The sequence below is a fragment of the Bradyrhizobium sp. SZCCHNR1015 genome (genome assembly GCF_032489875.1).
Taxonomy (GTDB): Bacteria; Pseudomonadota; Alphaproteobacteria; order Rhizobiales; family Xanthobacteraceae; genus Bradyrhizobium.
Map to the genome: position 1 here is coordinate 103,656 of NZ_JAUEYW010000004.1, position 17,242 is coordinate 120,897.

Here is a 17,242-nt window from a genome sequence, read left to right on the forward strand (position 1 = left end):
TCGCCCAGTCAGCGCGTCAGACGACCAAGGCGCCCCCACGCCATCACGTGCAACACGATTCGAGCAGACATGCATCTCGACGACGAGTGCAGAGAATCGCTTGGGATATCGGCGCGGGCCGCTTCAGCAAGAAGAGATTCAGAGTTGACGCGCTCACGCGCCGCCTTGGCCAGGAGTCCACACCGGAATGCCAAGCCTGCGCGCCTTTGTCGGCGAGGTTGCCCTGGATCCCCGAGCCGAGAGAAAAGGGATCTGATCGATTGGAGGCCGCGCACATCAGTGGATGGCTGCATACATGATCTTCTCTTCGGTCGCTTCGATCGCCGAGAATTCTTCGACGACCTTGCCTTGCCTTGATACCAGGATCCGATCGGATAGCGCGATGATCTCCGGCAAATAAGAGGATATCACGACCACGGCTCTGCCTTCATCGGCGAGCCTGTTGATCAACTCGTGAATTTCGACGATGGCCCCGACGTCGACCCCGCGCGTCGGCTCATCAAAGATGATCAGCTCCGGTTCCTGAATCAATGATTTCGCGATGACAACCTTCTGCTGATTGCCGCCGGAAAGCTCGACAACCTTGACTTCGTCGCCGATGGCGCGAACCTTGAGACGTTCGATCCAGGTCTTACCGGCCTCATGTCTTTCACGACGTGACAACCAGGCTCGCCCTTCCGGAAACTTGGCAAGCAGACCCAGATAGATGTTGCGCGCGATCGAGGCCGTCTCGAAAAAGCCCTCCACCTTGCGGTCTTCGGTGACATAGGCGATTCCGGCCTTCACGGCCGGCGCGGGCACGCGGTATCGCACCGACTTGTCGTTGAGCAGAATTTCTCCACCGTGAAAGAAATCACGCTTCAGAATACCCGAGACGATCTTAAAGGTCTCGGTTCGGCCCGAGCCGACCAGTCCGAACACGCCCGTGATCTGGCCCGCGAACACCGACAATGAGTTGTTCCTGACCATCGGCGCCATTTTGAGATTCTGTATTGTCAACACGCGCCTGCCGGCCGGGCGCACTTTGTCCTTCCGCACACCGTAGAGCGTATTCGAGAGATTTCGGCCGACCATGGCCTGAACGATGCGCGCTCGATCGAATCCCGAGGCGTCGTCGGTGACGACGTGCTTGCCGTCCCGCAGGACAGTAATGCGATCGGCCAGCAGCAAGGCTTCTTCGAGCGCGTGCGAGATGAAGACGATCGAAACACCGCGCCTCTTCAAATCCCGCACCAAATCGAAGAAATACTTCTTCTCCTCCGGCGTAAGCGTCGCCGTGGGTTCGTCAAAGATGATGACTTTCGCCTTGTGCAGCACGGCGCGGGCGATTTCGACCATCTGCTTCTTGGCCGCGCCCAGGCCGCCGACGGTCGCCGTCGGCGCGACGTCAAAATTGAGAGATTGGAGGAACTGCTGAGCCGCGATGTAGATGCCACGCAGCCGATTATAAAATCTCTCCTGACCGAGAAACAGGTTTTGCGCGACGGTCATCGTCGGCACCAGACTGTTTTCCTGAAACACCATTGCGATGCCAAGATGCCGCGCCTCCAGCGGCGTTCTGGGAGACACCGCGACGCCATCGACCGTCATTGCACCTGACGTCAAGGCCACGACGCCGGCCATGACCTTGGTCAAGGTCGACTTGCCTGCGCCGTTTTCGCCGACCAGCGCGTGGATCTCGCCCCGCCGCAGCTCGAAATCGACGCCCTCGATCGCTGGCACGCCGGCATACAGCTTGGTTGCCTTCGACAGGGACAGGATGACCTCGCTCATGGAAGGACCTCCCGGCCAAGGGTTGCAAGAGGCAGCCTGAGCACCCTGCCCGGCCCCTTTGCGATCATGACGAGGTCGGCGCCGAATTCGACGGCAGCGACGATGCCGTGATTGACGCCATCAGCGCGGCTATGAAGCGAATAAACCGGCAGTCCGTCGGCACCGAGCCGGATGACGAGTCCGTACGACCGTGGGGGAGCCCACGGCTTCATGACACCCATGGTCTTGATGTGCGCTCCCTGCAGCGGTTCCTTGAAGGACTGGCCGGACCTGAGCCGTGGTGCCACCCAATAGTCAGGCTCGATCTCAGCAATCATGCGGCGCCGGTAGGCCGGTTCGCGCAGCACGAACTCGACCAATTGCGTGCGGGCGATAAACGCCGTCAGCCAGAAGCCGCCGCCATGCGCCGGTGCAAGCCGGGAGGGATAGACCGGCAGGTGACCGAGCACGACCGTGCGCGTGCCGCCGGGTGCGATCGAGACCAGACGGTGCCGCCAGCTTTCACTGACCAACACGTCGTTGCCGTTTGCGACGGCACCGAAGGCGTAGCGAAGCCCACCCGCAAGCTGCTGCATCGCCTGCGTCCGCGGATCGAGCCTGAAGACACGGCCGGTATCACCGAGCTCCATCAGGTCGCGCGCCCAATCGCCAACCTCATACGAGGACGAACCATCGGTTGCGATCAGGGCGCCGTCGCCTGCAGGCGCAAGCGCGTTGACGGCGCGCAACTCACCGGTAAATGTCGAGACCGGCGTCTTGGCGGTGATGGCATCATAGATATGAACCTCAGTGCCGCCAATGGCAACGGCTAGACCGCCGGACGGAAGCATCGCCAACGCAGAGATCGGCCGCGCAAACCTGCGGATCTCCGCAGGCGACGACCCGGTCCAACGCAGGAGTCGCGCGCCGTCGGCGATGAGAAGAGAACGGCCGTCGGACGCAATATCCTCCGGTGCTTCACATTCGAGGAGCGTTTCGGCTGCCTCGAGCACCTGATTGGCCTTCAGCGCCCCGTCGAACGACGGAACGGTGATGGTCGCATCGCCACGGCCGAGCAAGCGGTTTGCGAATTCACGGATGGCGGCGATCACGAATGCCTCCTCCAGCGCGTATCGTAGTGTACGAAGTCCGGATCGGCGTTCTCCAGCTTGAAGCGCCCGATCCTGTTGTTGGCGATGCCGCCGAGATAGAGATAACCGCGGTGTTCCCGCATCGAGGTAATCATCGGGTGATTGACGCCCTTGAGGTCCCAGAGGGATTCCAGGATCTGGCCCTGCTCGTTGAACTTGACGACGCACCCGGTGTTGATGTTCGGAAATAGCCATTCGTCGATCGGCACCCGCTTGGCCATGCGCCGCCGGAAGCCCGGCATCTGCCACGCCAAGTCGAGCGAAGGGCTGCGCATGCCGACCAGCGCCAGCCAATAGTTGCCATCCGACGCCAGATTGATGTTGTCGGGATAGCCCGGCAAGTTATCCATGACGGTCTCGACCGCGCCTTTCTTCGGACCAGCGAACCAGTAGCGCTTGATCGAGCAGCCGAAGGTCTCCGCGAACAAGATCGACTGACCGTCGCTGGCAACAGCGACGCCGTTCGGAAACTTAAGTCCGCGCAGCACGGTGTGGGTCATTCCACTCTTCGTGTCGTAGCAGATGATGCGACCGTTGCCGCGGGCCTCCAGCCCGTCGACCGGCCACTCATCCATCTCGTAGCGAACGGTCGCCTCGGAGAAGAAGATCAGTCCATCATCGGTGATGTCGAGATCGTCGGCGAGCCGCAGACGGCTGTCGTCATTCACCGAATACAGGCTGCGGTTGGTCTCGTCGGTGGCCTTCTCCACCGTTCCGTCGGGCGTGATGCGGTAGAGACCCATACCGCCGATGCAGACATACAGATTGTCCTGGCGGTCGAACGCCATTCCGAGTGGCTGGCCGCCGATATGGGCGAACACCTCCATCCGCTCGTAGTCCGGCGGAAAGAACCGGATGATGTCACCGTGACGGGAGCCGGCATAGAGCACGTCGTTGCGGTCGAGAATGACATCCTCCGGCGCCTCGATCCGTCCGAGCCCGATGAGAGACACATCGCGAAGCTTGTCGTTCTGCTCGAACGGCCCGCCCTCGCCGATCTCGGTCGGGGGTGGCGGCGGCAGCGCATGATAGGTCGGGGCGACGTAGACCTTGCTGATGATCCGGTTGCGGTTCTTCTGCCAGCGTATATCGACCATGGCGGCCGCCAGGAGGATCGTCGCGAGCGCCATGCGGTTGACGCCGCCACGCGCGTTCATTGCCGTCAAGCCGTTGGTCATCAGGAGGACGATGAGCACACCGACCAGCGACTTGACGACCGAACCCTTGCCACCGCCGAGCGTGATCCCGCCGAGGACGGTTGCAGTCAGGACGATCACCTCGAGGCCGACGCCGATGTCGCCACCCACGGTCCCGAGGCGGGCGGCAAAGAACAACGCACCGATGCTGGTCAGAACGCCGCTCGCGACGTAGCAGAGCGCGATGGTCCGCCGCACCGGAATGCCAGAATTGTAGGCCGAGCGGCGCGATCCGCCGATCGCCGTGATGTGCCAGCCGGGCCGCAGCCGCGTCAGAAAGACATGGCCGACGATGGCGACGATGATATAGAGCAGCGCGACGCTCGGGATTCCCAGAACATCCCCGCCGCCAATGAAATCCCACGAGGGGATATCTGGAAGCGATGACGCGATGGCATTCGAATAGCGTTGAATCAGCAGATCGAACGCCGAGCGATAGATGATCAGCGTGATCAGCGTGGCGATGAAGGCGCGAAGTCTCAGATATCCGATCAAGACCCCGTTCACGGCACCGAGCAGCCCGCCGACGACCATGGTCGCCAAGACCACTGCCGGAACGGGCCAATTGAGAACGTCCAGGAGATAGAGCGCGCAGAAATCCGTCAGGGCAAACATCGACCCGACCGACAGGTCGATGCCGCCGACGATAACCACAAGCCCCATTCCGAGACCGATGAAACCGATCTCTCCGGCCTGGCGCGCAGTGTCGGCGAGACTCGCGGGGGACAGAAAGTGCTCCAGGACCCGGCTCAATGCGAAGCCGACGATCAGGAGCAGAAGCACAGGAACGGCGGTTTCGGTCCACCTCTTGGACAAGATCTCGCCGAGGAGATGGTCGGGCCAGTAGCGATATCGCAGCCGAGTCAATGTCTCGCGCATCTGCCTTCCATGGGTACTGCCTATGCAATCGTCTTGATGCGCGTCCCGGCCGAGCCGGAACGCGCGCCGCGGAGCGTCGTCACTTCTTGAGATCGGAGAGGTTCCAGCACGACGTCTGGGAGTCAGCGTTCTCCTTGGTGATCGGAATGAGCGTGCTGTATTCGAAGCCCTTGACCGACCCCGCCTTCACCCCCGAGGACAGCAGCCACTTGATCGTTCCGGCCATCTGCGCCGCCTGCGTCGGCACGTCGTAGCTCATGTTCAGATCGAACGAGCCGTTCTTCACGAGCTCGCAGGCGCCCTTGCGCTCTCCACCGCCCGATGTTGCCAGGAAGACCTTGCCGGTGAGCCCGGCCTCCTTGATCGCAGCGGCAGTGCCGATATCCATGCCATCCCAGAAGCCCACGATGCCGCACAGGTCGGGATTCTGCTTCAGGACGGTCTGCGTAATGGCCTTGGCTTTCGCCGCATCCCAATCGGCCGCCTGGCTCGACACCACCTTGATTTCGGGATGCTTGGCGAGAACGTTCTCCACGCCCTTGAGCGTGTAGGCACTGGCGGCCGCAGACAGCGCCCCCTGAATGATCGCGATCTTGTTCGACTTGCCCTGGCAGGCCTTCACCACGCCTTCGGTCTGGCGTTCGCCGATCTCGATCCAGTTCGCGCCGACGAACGCGGAGCTGCGATAGGCTGATCCCATGTTGATCTGGATGACGTAGATCCCTTCGTTTTCGGCGCGCTGCAACAGCTTGGCATAGGTCTGGACGTCGGGATTGTGGATCACCATGACCGCCGGCTTCTCAGAGATCAGCGAGGTGACGGCCTGCGCCCCCGCGTTGGTGTTCCAGTTGGGATCACGAATCTCAAACTTGACGCCGTAGGGTTCGAGCTCCTTCTTCAGGCCCGCGTACCAGCCCTCCGTCAGATCGAAATTCATGGCGACCGGCACGTAGGCAACCGTCTTGCCCGCAAGCGCCTCGCGAAAGGTCTTCTGAAAGGGCTCGTCAAGCCCCTGCTGCGCAAGCGCCGGCGCCGCAGCCGCCGCGAGCGTCACCGCCACCAGACTTCCAAGTGCTAAGCTATGCGTGCGCATCGTCGTTTTCTCCCGTTTGATGTTTTCATTTTTGGTACTGAGCTAGATGTCGCCTTGCTGGGCCGTTTCTTCATTTCGCGGATTCAAGATCGTATCCGTAATCACCGCGATCAGCAGGACGACACCCTTGATCAGGTTCTGTCCGGCGTACGGAATATCCAGAATCGTCATGCCGTTCAGCATGGTCCCGATCAGCAGCGTGCCGATGATGACGTTCACGACGCCGCCGCGGCCGCCGGACAATCCGATGCCCCCGAGCACGACGACGAGGATCACGTCGTAGATCATGGTCGAGTTGAAGATCCGGGTGGGCATCGAGTTGACGGATGCCGCCATCACGAGACCGGCAAAGCAGCCGATCACCGCGGCAAGCACATATTGCAGCACGGTAATCGGGCGCGAGGGAATGCCGGTCACCCGTGCGGCGAACGGATTGTCACCAACCGCGTAGATAAAGGCCCCCCAACGGGTCTGACGCAGCAGAACGAACACAGCGATTGCGGCGATCGCAAACATCACGATCGACGTCGGAATGCCAAGGATGCTGCCCTGCCCGAGCCGCTCGAATCCCGCCATGCCGTCGCTCCATTGGACGACGTCGAGCTGGAACAGCGCCGCTTGCCCAAGTCCTGCAACAAACAGCCCGGTCGCGAGCGTTGCAAACAGCGGCGACACCTCCGCATAGGCGATCAGCCAGCCATTGACGAGACCAATGGCGACGGCCAGGAGGCCGGCGGCGAGCAAGGAGGCCGGCAAAGAGTGACCGTTCTGCACCATCTGCAGAACGAGCCCGCCGGGGACCGCGAGGGCAGCGATCAGCGACAGATCGATGCCGCGCCCGATGACGACAACGGCCATCGCCAGGCCGAGAATGCCGAGGACGGCGACGTTCTGCAGCAGGGTCAGCATGTTGTCGGCGGTCAGGAAGCCCTTGAGGAAGATCGAGAAGGCCAGGAATAGCGCCGCGAAGACGGCGAACACGATCTCCTGTTGACCAAGCCGAAAGTGCTTCATCGTTTGCTCTCACCAATTCCCAACTACGCCCGCCCGCGTGGCGGTGTCGCTTCAATGCGATAGGTCTGCGGCAACGCCGACAGGCTCTCTGCAAGCCGGCCCAGCGCGACCTCGTCGATCGTTTCGACCGCAATGCAGACGACCGTGTTGAGCTTGTCGTCCTTGTTGACCTGGATGTCCGCCGCGGTTGCAGGACCGAATATCCGATCGACTTCCGTCCTGACCTTCTCCCGAACAGCGAGATCGCGAAGCGTCGGCTTGAAGATCTTGCCCACGGCGGTGACTGGAAGCGCGTCAAGCACCACCACGCGCTTCGGGCGAGCGGGGGGCTCGTGGACATTCTGCTCGAGGTAGTCGCAGAGCCGCGCGAGCTCGATCGTCTGCTGAGGCGACGGCACAACGAAGAGAATCGGTACCTCGCCAGCGTAGGCGTCCGGCATGCCAACGGCGGAGCTCATTTGCACGCCAGGATATGCATTGGCGACATCTTCGACGGCGGCGGGATCGATGTTGTGGCCGCTGCGAACAATGAGGTCCTTCTCCCGACCTGTGAGAACCAGCCGCTCGTCTGCGGTGAGGTAGCCGATATCGCCGGTCACGATCCAATCATCGTCGGTCAGGACGCCAACATTGTGCGTGGGATCGACGTATCCGGGGAATACCTGCGGGCCCTTGGCCAGCACCAGCCCGCTCGTGAGCGGAGGACACTCCTTCCTCAGCTCCGGGTCGCTCAGTGCCACGATCTTCGTTCGCGAGAACGGCGCCCTGAATCCGACGCTGCCCTGAAGCGGCTCGCCGCGACCCGGGTTGAACGCGATCGCCGCCGCGGTCTCCGTCATCCCGTAAGTCTCGAATAACCTCACTCCCGTCCTGGCCTGGAAACGGTTACCGACCGCCTTCGGAAGCACCGCACCGCCAGTCAGCGCCATCCGGACCGAGCTGATATCGCAGGACCCGATCGGCACCTCCGCCAAAGCCGCAATGGAGGTCGGCACGCCGCTCACGATCGTCACGCGATGTCGTTCGACAGTGTACCAATAGTCGCGGATGACCTCCGGGACTCGCAGACCGTAGGGTGACGGAATGATCACGTGGCCGCCAGCGGCGAGAATCGACAGACCTGCAGTCATGGTGCCGCCGACATGAAACAGCGGAAACCCGTTCAGCGCGATGTCCAACTCGTCGAGCCCGTGAACCTGGGCGAAGCCCCATGCGGCGTGGATCTGGTTGCCATGTGTCAGGCGGACGAGCTTTGGACGTCCGGTCGTCCCTCCCGTATGGAAGAGCGCGCACACCGACCGCCGATCATTTGACGGTTCGAAATCGAGCGCATCTCGGTGCCTCGAAGCGGCTTCGTCAAAGGCGGCCATTCGGCCGTTCGCGCCGCGGCCCTCACCTAGAACGAGGATCTTCTGCAAGGATCCGACCCGTGCGGCGACCTTGTTCGCCTTGTGCCAGAGCGCCGGATCGTCGGCTTCCGAAGGGATCACAAGCAACGCTGCATTCTGCGCCTCGAGGAGATCGACGATCGCGTCCTCGTTCAGCAGATAGTTGATCGAGCTCGCGACGCCGGCGACCTGGGCGCCGAGCAAGGCCGGAAAGACCTGCGGCAGGCTCGGGCAGAGGAATGCAACGGTCGGTCCATCCGGTCTGATACCGGACGCCCTGAACAAGTTCGCCGCGCGGGATATGTCGGCAAGCAATTGACGGTGAGTGAGGCTGATTTCGCGGGATTCACGAGGTGTCAGGACGGTCAGTGCCTGCCGGTCCGGATGCAATCGGGCGGTCGCCTCGAACAGGTGATACAGATTTCGCGCAGGTACGAGGGCGTCATATGGCAGCCGCTCCAGCGCCACGATGTCAGCAATGGAGCCGACAGGGCGCGTGAACCTCGTCGTCATCGGTGAAGGCAGGCCCCCCCCCATTGCTGCAGTCCCTGGCACGGCAAATCACGCATGCCCGCATCGGCATCCGCGACTGCTTCCTCCCGTTTTTGTTCTCTTAGCTTGCCGCCCCGAGTGACGCTTGCCTCGGAGCGCAAAGCTTTTGCATGGCCGCGCAAAGTTGGCTTGCGTAGAGCCGCTGGGCAACTAGAATTGCGGAACGGTCCTTGTGCGATGCAAAATGCAGCTTGGGCTGCTCGCGATGGATGACCGATGGAGCTCGTGTTCACAACGGAAAGCCTCGAGCCTTCCAAGCGTTACGCTGCCTGGCAAGGCGCCATTTGCGACGTCTATGTCCATGTCGACGTCGAGGCCGAGCAACGGTCCGACTATCAGGGCTTCATCCGGGAAGCACGATTTGGCGTGCTGACGATGACCGACGTATTGCTGTCGGAGCAGCGGATATCGCGACGGGAGCGGCACATCGCCAGGCTCGACAAGGATTGCTACTACGTCGAATTCGTTCAACAGGGCAAGATCAACGTCCTGCAGGCCGGCCAGACGCTGAATACGAATCCCCACGTAGGTGCAATCTTCTCCGCGGCCGAAGCCTACGATCTGGAGTGCGTAGGGAAGGTTAGATCCCTCTATCTCGAGATTCCGCGCAAGGAATTTTCGTCGCGGTTCACCGAGAACCGGATTCCGGTTGCGATGACTATTGCGACCGGACGCGGTCTTGGCCGGATCGCCGCCGAATTCTGTTCGACGTTGGCATCGGAAGCATCGTCGGTCGATGAAGCGGCGAGGTCGCGCCTCGGCGAAGAGCTGATGGATGTTTTGGCTCTCGCCCTGGACATGGGCGACAAGGACCAATTTTCCGAGGACGCCACGGCTCAGAAAGCCCGCCTGCGCTCCGTCAAAGCCTGGATCGAGGAGCATCTCACCGACCACGACCTTTCGCTCGAGAAGATCGCACGGAACAACGGGGTCTCGCTCAGACACCTGCACTATCTTTTTCGACTCACGGACATGTCGGTGTCGGAGTGGATTCTCGACCGGCGCCTGCAACGGTCCTACGATATGCTGACACGACTTGAGCAGCGCGTGTTGTCGGTGACTGAGGTCGCCTACCAGCTGGGATTCAGCAGCTCGTCACACTTCAGCACCGTGTTCCGGCGGAAATTCGGGCATAGCCCGTCCGAGCTACGCCGACGATAGGCCGATGCTCAGTGGCCGAGCGGCGCATGAGGCACTCCGCCGAGCTCCAACACGTCCGCGCCGTCCACGCGACCATCAAACCTCGATTCACTCGACAGCTTGACCTTCCAGCAATTGTGCCGCCAATCGCAAGGCACATCAAGGTCGGCACAGCGACGAGAGGCTGATCCATTTGCAGGTAGCGGACCGTCGCCAAACACGAGAGCTGTTCGGGGATATTCCGGTCGAGAGGTAGCGCTGCCGTTGCAGGCATCGTCGCGGCGGTCAGCGACCACCATGCCCCCCTGCGCCACCAGGTCTGACGCATTCAAGCAGACAGACATGTCGACGCCGAGCGCAGGAGTCGCTTGGGATGTCGCCGCAGCCGCTTGGACGAACGCAGTGGATCTGCACGGTTGACGGCGCTCACGCGCCGCCTTGCCCGAAGGTCCAGACGGGAATGCCGAGGCGGCGAGCCTTGTCAGCGAGATTGCCTTGGATCCCGGAGCCCGGGAAGACCATGGCGCCGATCGGCAGCGTCGCCAGCATGGCGTCATTGCGCTTGAAGGGGGCGGCCTTATTGTGTCTTGTCCAATCGGGCTTGAACGCGATCTGCGGCACCTTGCGGTTCGATGCCCATTTGCTGGCGATCAGCTCGGCCCCCTTCGGCGAGCCGCCATGCAGGAGGACCATGTCCGGATGCTTGGCGTGGACCTTGTCGAGACGATCCCAGATGAGTACGACGTCATTGAAGTCCGGTCCGCCGGTCAGTGCGATCTTGGGGCCTGGCGGCAGCATGACCTCCGTCTCAGCCCGATGCTTGGCAGCAAGGAAATCGCGGGAGTCGATCATGGCCGCCGTCAGCGTGCGATGGCTGACCTGCGATCCCGACCGCGGCCGCCACGGCGATCGCGTATGGAGCTCGAAGGCCTCGGCGGCCAGATCGCGGAACAGCTCCATGGCGTTGCGACGCTCGACCAGTGACAGTCCTTCCGACGTCAGGCGCTCGAGCTCGACCGAGCGCACCTCCGAGCCGTTCTGCTCGCGCTGACTCGAACGCTGCGCCTGCTCGTTGTCGTCAAGCTCGCGCTCGATGCGCATCGTGGCACGGTGGAACAGGTTGACCGTTGACCACAAGAGCTCCTTCAGCTCAGGCTCGAGGCGCGTCTCCGAGAGCGTAGCGACCAGGGCGTCGAAGATATCGGCGACCGCGCCGGCGATGACCCTGCCTTCAGGGAGCGGCCGAGGATCAGGCTCATCGTCGAAGGGGCGGTAGCCGTACAGCTGGAGTTCGGTCAGGGCGTTGTCGGTGCTCGAGTGCGTATCGTGCGGCTCATGCATCTCGTCTTGCTGGTCGGACATGGGGACCTCGTCTATGTTCGGTGACCGCGTCGATCGCGGCCTTCCATGGCGATCACCAAGACGGCGGGAGGACCGGACCAGAACCCGCTGATCCCTTCGAGCAGCGGGCCGGAGCGACAGCGGAGGATGGCGGTGTGCGCGGCTATTTTGCCTCGCGATGCAAAGGCCCGCCTGCGGGCCGGCGGAAAATAGCCACGCACCGCCATTGCCGGACCGGACCGCCTGCCGTTCGATCGCCTCTCAGAAGGCCCCGGCGCGGCTCTCCGACGCCCTGACGAGATCCCCCTGTCCCGACGACGCGCGGCGAGCGCCGAACGACTCTCCAGCGTCGAGCCGACGTTTAGGTCGCAGCCGCGCTCACGAAACGCTCGGCATCTTCGGGCAGCAGCTGTTGACGCAAGACGTCCAGGAGCTTGGCTGTCCCTGAAACGCGCAGATCTTCGTTGAAGTCGTCCAGGCGAGGGCATAATGCGATCGCCTCGATACCGGCGTCCAGCGCGCGTGCCGTCAACGTCTCTGCCGCGGCGGTACCAGCAGCATCAGCATCGACGGCGACATAGATCCGGCGCAACGTGGCCGGCCAGAGCAGATTCGCCAGATGATTGGCCGAGAGCGCAGCAGCAACCGGCAAGGTCGGCAGCACCGTCCGCAACGACAGCATGGTCTCGATGCCCTCGCCGGCCGCAAGCACGTCCTTGGCGGTCCCGAAGCGCACGGCATGCCCAAGCAGATCGCCCATCGCCCGCCGCGGCGTGTCGATTGGCGCCTTGCCAAGCCTGCGATCGTCGAAGCCGTCGGGATCGAGCCAGGTGCGATGAACCCCGGTGATATGCCCATCGAGGTCGGTCACAGCGGCAATCAGCGCGGGCCATGTCTCAACATCGGTGGCATCGTCCGGCCGATAGTAGCAGCGTGGATGAAAACGGAGACCATCAGTGCCTGCGCGCGGGTCGATACCGCGATGAGCAAGATAGGCCTCGCCGCGCGTTCCAGACAGCGGCTGCCCCATCGCAAACAGCCGGCGAGCCGCTCTGGCGGAGTCGCGGGGGCGCACGGCGTTCACAGCACCGACTGGAGGCGTGCGTTCCCAGTCCGGCAGCTTCAGAAAACGGCGCGCCTCCTCGGCAACCGCATGAAAGCTGCTCAGGCCACAAACCGAGCCGATGACGTCGAGCAGATCGCCATGCTCTCCGGTCGCAGCATCCGTCCATTTGCCGGCCGGCCTCTTCGATGAGGCGTGCAATCGCACGAACAATGATCGGCCCGGCGTGTTGTTGACATCACCGACCAACCAGTAGCGTCCCTGACGTCTGCCGCTGGACAGATAGTGACGGCACACCGCCTCGGCCTCACGCGCAAGGCGGCGCGCCAGTTCAGACGCGTCGTCTGACATCACGACAGCTCCCGCCCGCGGACCTCAGCAATTGGAAACCGCTCCAGAACGCTGGCTAGGATCGCCGGGCCGCTTGCATCGGTCGGCACGAACATCCGCAGCCTCCACGAGATGATCTCGCTGAACAGCCCGCAGGCCCTGAGACAATCCCGTAAGCCCGCAGGGAAGCCCAAGAGCTCGATTCGGTTGGCGCCCATGACGCGCACCCTCCGCAGCTGCAAGCCCTCATGAAGATCGAGTACGTAGCCGTCACGCAGCACGGATGTGAACGCGTCATCGGGAGCGAGCGAAGGTCGCTCGGTCGACGCTGCGGTGACCCAACTGAGTGGCACCTTGCGGCCGATGATGCGCTCGCCCGCATCGGTCTGGAGCCGGTAGACCCGCGCGGACTCCTGAGGGAGGCGCTTCCAGATCGGCAGCAGAAGCCCTGTGACGAGGTAGATCGTGGTGGTCGTGAACTCCGGAATGGATGCGAGCTCCGCACTCCAGCCAGCCTTGAACTGCTCGCGGTCTGCCTCGGCCCAATCATGCTCGGCCAGCCTGGCGAGCGGCAGAGTCTGGCGTCGCATCGGTCCGATCAGATGGACGCGCTGCTCGATCTCGCCATCGTCGAGCAACCAGCTCGGCGCCGGCACCTGGATCGCCGCTCGGCCCGAGCGGACGTGGATCACTGGAACAGCGCGGCGTTGCAGCAGCCGCTCCAAGGCCTCGTTCAGCGATATCGGCCGGTTGCGGTCACGCTGGGCGATGGTGACGAGATGCGTCTCGGCACCTGTTGCCGGATGCGTGTTGATGGTGCGCCGCTCCATGACGACGAAGCTTTCTGCACGCAGCGTCTCCAGACCGGCATCGAAAGTCCCGGATGCGATCGCGCCCTCGATCCGCGCCGCGAGCAACTGCTCGAACACCGCGAACAGGATGTTCTGCAGCTCGATGGTCAGCGCCAGCAGCCGGTTCAGGAACGTCGTGATCGGCGGCAGCTGGTCGCGAAGGCCGTTCTCGTCCGTGAGCTTCAATCCCGTGGCCTGCTCGAACCGCTGCAGCGAGCAGCTCCCCAATTGCCCACGGGCGAGCAGCCCATAGAACTGACGCAGGGCATCGCGGGCGTGCGGGCTTTCGAGGTTGTCCTCCGGCCGGAACAGTCCCTGTCCGCCGGTCTGGCGCTGGCCACGGGTGATCGCGCCCAACGTGTCGAGCCGGCGCGCGATCGTCGACAGGAAGCGCTTCTCGGCTTTCACGTCGGTGGCGATAGGGCGAAAGAGCGGTGGCTGCGCCTGGTTGGTACGATTGGTCCGGCCAAGCCCCTGGATCGCGGCATCCGCCTTCCAGCCTGGCTCCAGCAGATAATGCACCCTCAGCCGCTTGTTCGTCGCCGAGAGCTCGGCGTGGTAGCTGCGGCCTGTGCCGCCGGCATCCGAGAACACCAGGATGCGCTTCCTGTCATCCATGAACGCTGCGGCCTCAGCGAGGTTGGCAGAGGTCGCCCTCGTCTCGACCACCATCCGATCGCGGACGCGGACGATCCGTCTCGACCTGCCCGTGACCTCAGCGACCATGTCCGTGCTGAAGCGCTGAACGATCTGGTCGAGCGCACCCGGCACCGGCGCGAGCGAAGCGAGATGTTCGATCATCCGATCGCGGCGAGCGACCGCTTCGCGGCTCTCGACCGGCCGGCCATCGCGAGTGACCGGACGCGACAACAGATTGCCCTCGCGATCGGTGAACGGCTCGTAGAGCTGGACCGGGAAGGAATGGACGAGATAATCGAGGACATATTCGCGCGGCGTGATGTCGACCTGGACGTCGCCCCACTCCGCGGTCGGGATCTCGGCCAGCCGGCGCTCCATCAGGGCTTCACCTGTGGAGACGATCTGGACGACCGCGGCGTGGCCAGCATCGAGATCGCGCTTGATCGCCTGAATCAGCGTCGGCGTCTTCATCGAAGTCAGGAGGTGCCCGAAGAAGCGCTGCTTGGCCGACTCAAAGGCCGAGTGCGCGGCCGATTTGGCCTGGGGGTTCAGCGTGCCGGTTGCGCCGGTGATGTTGGCCGCCTGCATCGCGGCCTCGAGGTTGTTGTGAATGACCGCGAACGCCTCGGCATAGGCGTCATAGATCCTGACCTGCTCGTCCGTGAGCCGGTGCTCGAGCGGCTCGTATTCGACGCCCTCGAAGGACAGCGAGCGCGCCGCATAAAGCCCGAGGGCCTTGAGATCGCGCGCCATCACCTCCATGGCCGCGACACCGCCCTGCTCGATCGCCGCCACGAAGTCCGCCCGCGTCGCAAACGGGAAATCCGCGCCGCCCCACAGTCCCAGCCTCTGGGCATAGGCCAGATTGTGAACGGTGGTCGCGCCTGTCGCCGAGACGTAGACGATGCGGGCATTAGGCAGCGCGTGCTGCAACCGCAATCCGGCGCGGCCCTGCTGTGAAGCCACCTGATCGCCCCGATCGCCCTTGTGGCCTGCGGCGTTCTGCATCGCATGGCTCTCGTCGAAGATGATCACGCCATCGAAATCCCGTCCCACCCAGTCGACGATCTGGCGCACGCGGGAAAGCTTCTTGGCCTTTTCGTCGGTCCGCAGCGTGGCATAGGTCGTGAAAAGGATGGCCTCATCGAGCCGGATCGGCGCCCCCTGGCGAAAGCGCGACAGCGGCGTGACCTGAAGCCGCTCCATACCGAGCGCTGCCCAGTCGCGCTGCGCGTCCTCGATCAGCTTGTCGGACCTGCTGATCCAGACCGCCCGGCGCCGGCCCTTCAGCCAATTGTCGAGCAGGATGCCGGCGACCTGGCGGCCTTTTCCGGCGCCCGTGCCATCACCGAGGAACCAGCCGCGCCGGAAGCGGACCGCCGTCTCCGTGTCCTCGCCGGCCGCACGGACCTGGTCGAAGGTCTCGTCGACCGTCCAAAAGCCGGCGAGGAGTCCACCATGCGCTTCGCCGGCAAAGATGAGACTCTCGAGCTGCGCGCCGGACAGCACGCCTTCGGTGACGATCCTGGCCGGAAGATGCGGCCGATAGGACGGCTTTGGCGGTGCGACGGAGGCCATCGCCGCCGACTGCACGAGTTTCGTGGGATGAGGCTGCGCGCCCGGAATCCGGATCGACTGCAACTGATACGTCTCATAGAGCGCGTCAGTCAGGCGAGTTCCTTCGTCGGAGACCTCATCCACGATGTCGTAGGCAAGCTCGCAGCCCTCAGGCTCACTGGACGTCGGCAATGGAGAGGAGCATGCGGGATCCAGATCCCGCCTCGAACGAATTTTCGCACGCTGCCCCACCTGAGCGACAAACCGGCTGGCCATCAGCGGCCGCGGTGGCACGAGAGCCGTGATCCAGCCGAGCAAGGTCCTGACATCAGGTGCCACCCCTGCAGATTGCGGAAACACACGAGCGTCCGGCGCTGGGCGCTTGTCGATCACGAGCATCCGTGTGGCGGTCGTCGTGCCCTGCCGCGCATAGACTGCGCCATCGATCGCCGCGGAGAACACCAGACGACCGCGCTCCTGCAGATGCACGAAGGCATCCGTCCAGGCCGGATTGTCGGGCGCAAGGCCGGCGGCCGTTATTGCGACCAGTCGCCCATCATCTCCAAGCCGTGCGAGGGCCGAAGACACATGGCGCAACGCCGTATCGGCCAGCGGACGGTCCACACTCGCGGTCGCGGAGAACGGGGGATTCATCAGAACCACGCTTGGAACGAAGGCCGCATCGAGATGATCATCGATCTGCGCGGCGTCGAAGCGGGTCACGGTCAGATCCGCGAACACCAGATCGAGCAAGGCTGCGCGACTTGCAGCGAGCTCATTGAGCAGAAGCGAGCCGCCAGCAAGCCCCGCAAAGACGGCCATGATTCCTGTGCCCGCCGATGGCTCGAGCACCCGATCGGCCGAGGTCACTTGCGCCGCCGCGGCCGCAGCGAACGCCAATGGCAGCGGGGTCGAGAACTGCTGAAGACTCTGGCTCTCGAGCGAGCGCCTGGTGTGGCTCGGCAGGAGGGCCGCGACCTTTGCGATCATCGGCAGCATGGCCCGGGGAGTGCCTTTGCTGGCCTTGATCATCGCTGGACCGTGCCTGACGAGGAATAGCACAGAGGCGATCTCACAGGCTTCGTAGGCCGTCTTCCAATCCCAGCTTCCATCGGCGTCACTGGCGCCAAACGCAGCCTGCATGACCAGGCGCAGGCACCTGGCATCGATCCGCTCGCCACGGGTAAGGTTTGGCAGCAGCAGCTCGGCCGCACGAAGGACGGCCTTGGCGCGCGCAAGCAGCGCGAAGGGCGCCGCAGGTGAGCTCGTCTCGGTGATCATGTCGAGGAACCTTCA

At 63.4% G+C, this 17,242-nt stretch carries 10 protein-coding genes; 1 reads left to right on the forward strand and 9 read right to left on the reverse strand.

Annotation, left to right across the window (positions count from 1 at the left end):
* Positions 1 to 276: 276 nt before the first annotated feature.
* The 6 genes from QX128_RS08965 to QX128_RS08990 form a co-directional block, all read right to left on the reverse strand.
* The gene (locus tag QX128_RS08965; RefSeq protein ID WP_316237277.1) at positions 277 to 1,773 is read right to left on the reverse strand and encodes a sugar ABC transporter ATP-binding protein; all 1,497 of its coding nucleotides are present in this window, start codon (positions 1,771 to 1,773) and stop codon (positions 277 to 279) included.
* Positions 1,770 to 2,864 carry a hypothetical protein gene (locus QX128_RS08970; RefSeq protein ID WP_315801470.1) on the reverse strand — a complete coding sequence of 365 codons (1,095 nt, stop codon included), beginning with the start codon at positions 2,862 to 2,864 and terminating at the stop codon, positions 1,770 to 1,772. The genes QX128_RS08965 and QX128_RS08970 overlap by 4 nt, the downstream gene beginning before the upstream one ends.
* Complete coding sequence (locus QX128_RS08975) at positions 2,861 to 4,978, reverse strand: ABC transporter permease (RefSeq protein ID WP_315801471.1); 2,118 nt, start codon at positions 4,976 to 4,978, stop codon at positions 2,861 to 2,863. Before QX128_RS08975 ends, QX128_RS08970 begins: the two co-directional genes overlap by 4 nt.
* 79 nt (positions 4,979 to 5,057) lie before the next feature.
* Positions 5,058 to 6,071, reverse strand: coding sequence for a sugar ABC transporter substrate-binding protein (locus QX128_RS08980; protein WP_015663990.1), 1,014 nt, complete (start codon positions 6,069 to 6,071; stop codon positions 5,058 to 5,060).
* Positions 6,072 to 6,113: 42 nt separating this feature from the next.
* On the reverse strand, positions 6,114 to 7,085 hold the full coding sequence (locus QX128_RS08985; protein ID WP_316237278.1) for an ABC transporter permease: 972 nt from the start codon (positions 7,083 to 7,085) through the stop codon (positions 6,114 to 6,116).
* A gap of 23 nt (positions 7,086 to 7,108) precedes the next feature.
* The gene (locus QX128_RS08990) at positions 7,109 to 8,986 is read right to left on the reverse strand and encodes an AMP-binding protein (RefSeq protein WP_316237279.1); all 1,878 of its coding nucleotides are present in this window, start codon (positions 8,984 to 8,986) and stop codon (positions 7,109 to 7,111) included.
* 255 nt (positions 8,987 to 9,241) lie between these two features.
* Between QX128_RS08990 and QX128_RS08995 the strand changes: the two genes are divergently transcribed.
* Positions 9,242 to 10,186 carry an AraC family transcriptional regulator gene (locus QX128_RS08995; protein ID WP_316237280.1) on the forward strand — a complete coding sequence of 315 codons (945 nt, stop codon included), beginning with the start codon at positions 9,242 to 9,244 and terminating at the stop codon, positions 10,184 to 10,186.
* Positions 10,187 to 10,591: 405 nt separating this feature from the next.
* Here QX128_RS08995 and QX128_RS09000 read toward each other — a convergent pair whose 3' ends face one another.
* The 3 genes from QX128_RS09000 to QX128_RS09010 form a co-directional block, all read right to left on the reverse strand.
* Positions 10,592 to 11,527 (reverse strand): DUF2493 domain-containing protein, encoded by a 936-nt coding sequence (locus QX128_RS09000; protein ID WP_316237281.1) that lies wholly within the window; start codon positions 11,525 to 11,527, stop codon positions 10,592 to 10,594.
* 340 nt (positions 11,528 to 11,867) lie between these two features.
* On the reverse strand, positions 11,868 to 12,920 hold the full coding sequence (locus tag QX128_RS09005; protein ID WP_316237282.1) for a toprim domain-containing protein: 1,053 nt from the start codon (positions 12,918 to 12,920) through the stop codon (positions 11,868 to 11,870).
* A complete protein-coding gene (locus tag QX128_RS09010; RefSeq protein WP_316237283.1) occupies positions 12,920 to 17,227 on the reverse strand; it encodes a strawberry notch-like NTP hydrolase domain-containing protein in 4,308 nt (1,435 codons plus the stop codon). Before QX128_RS09010 ends, QX128_RS09005 begins: the two co-directional genes overlap by 1 nt.
* Positions 17,228 to 17,242: the final 15 nt, after the last annotated feature.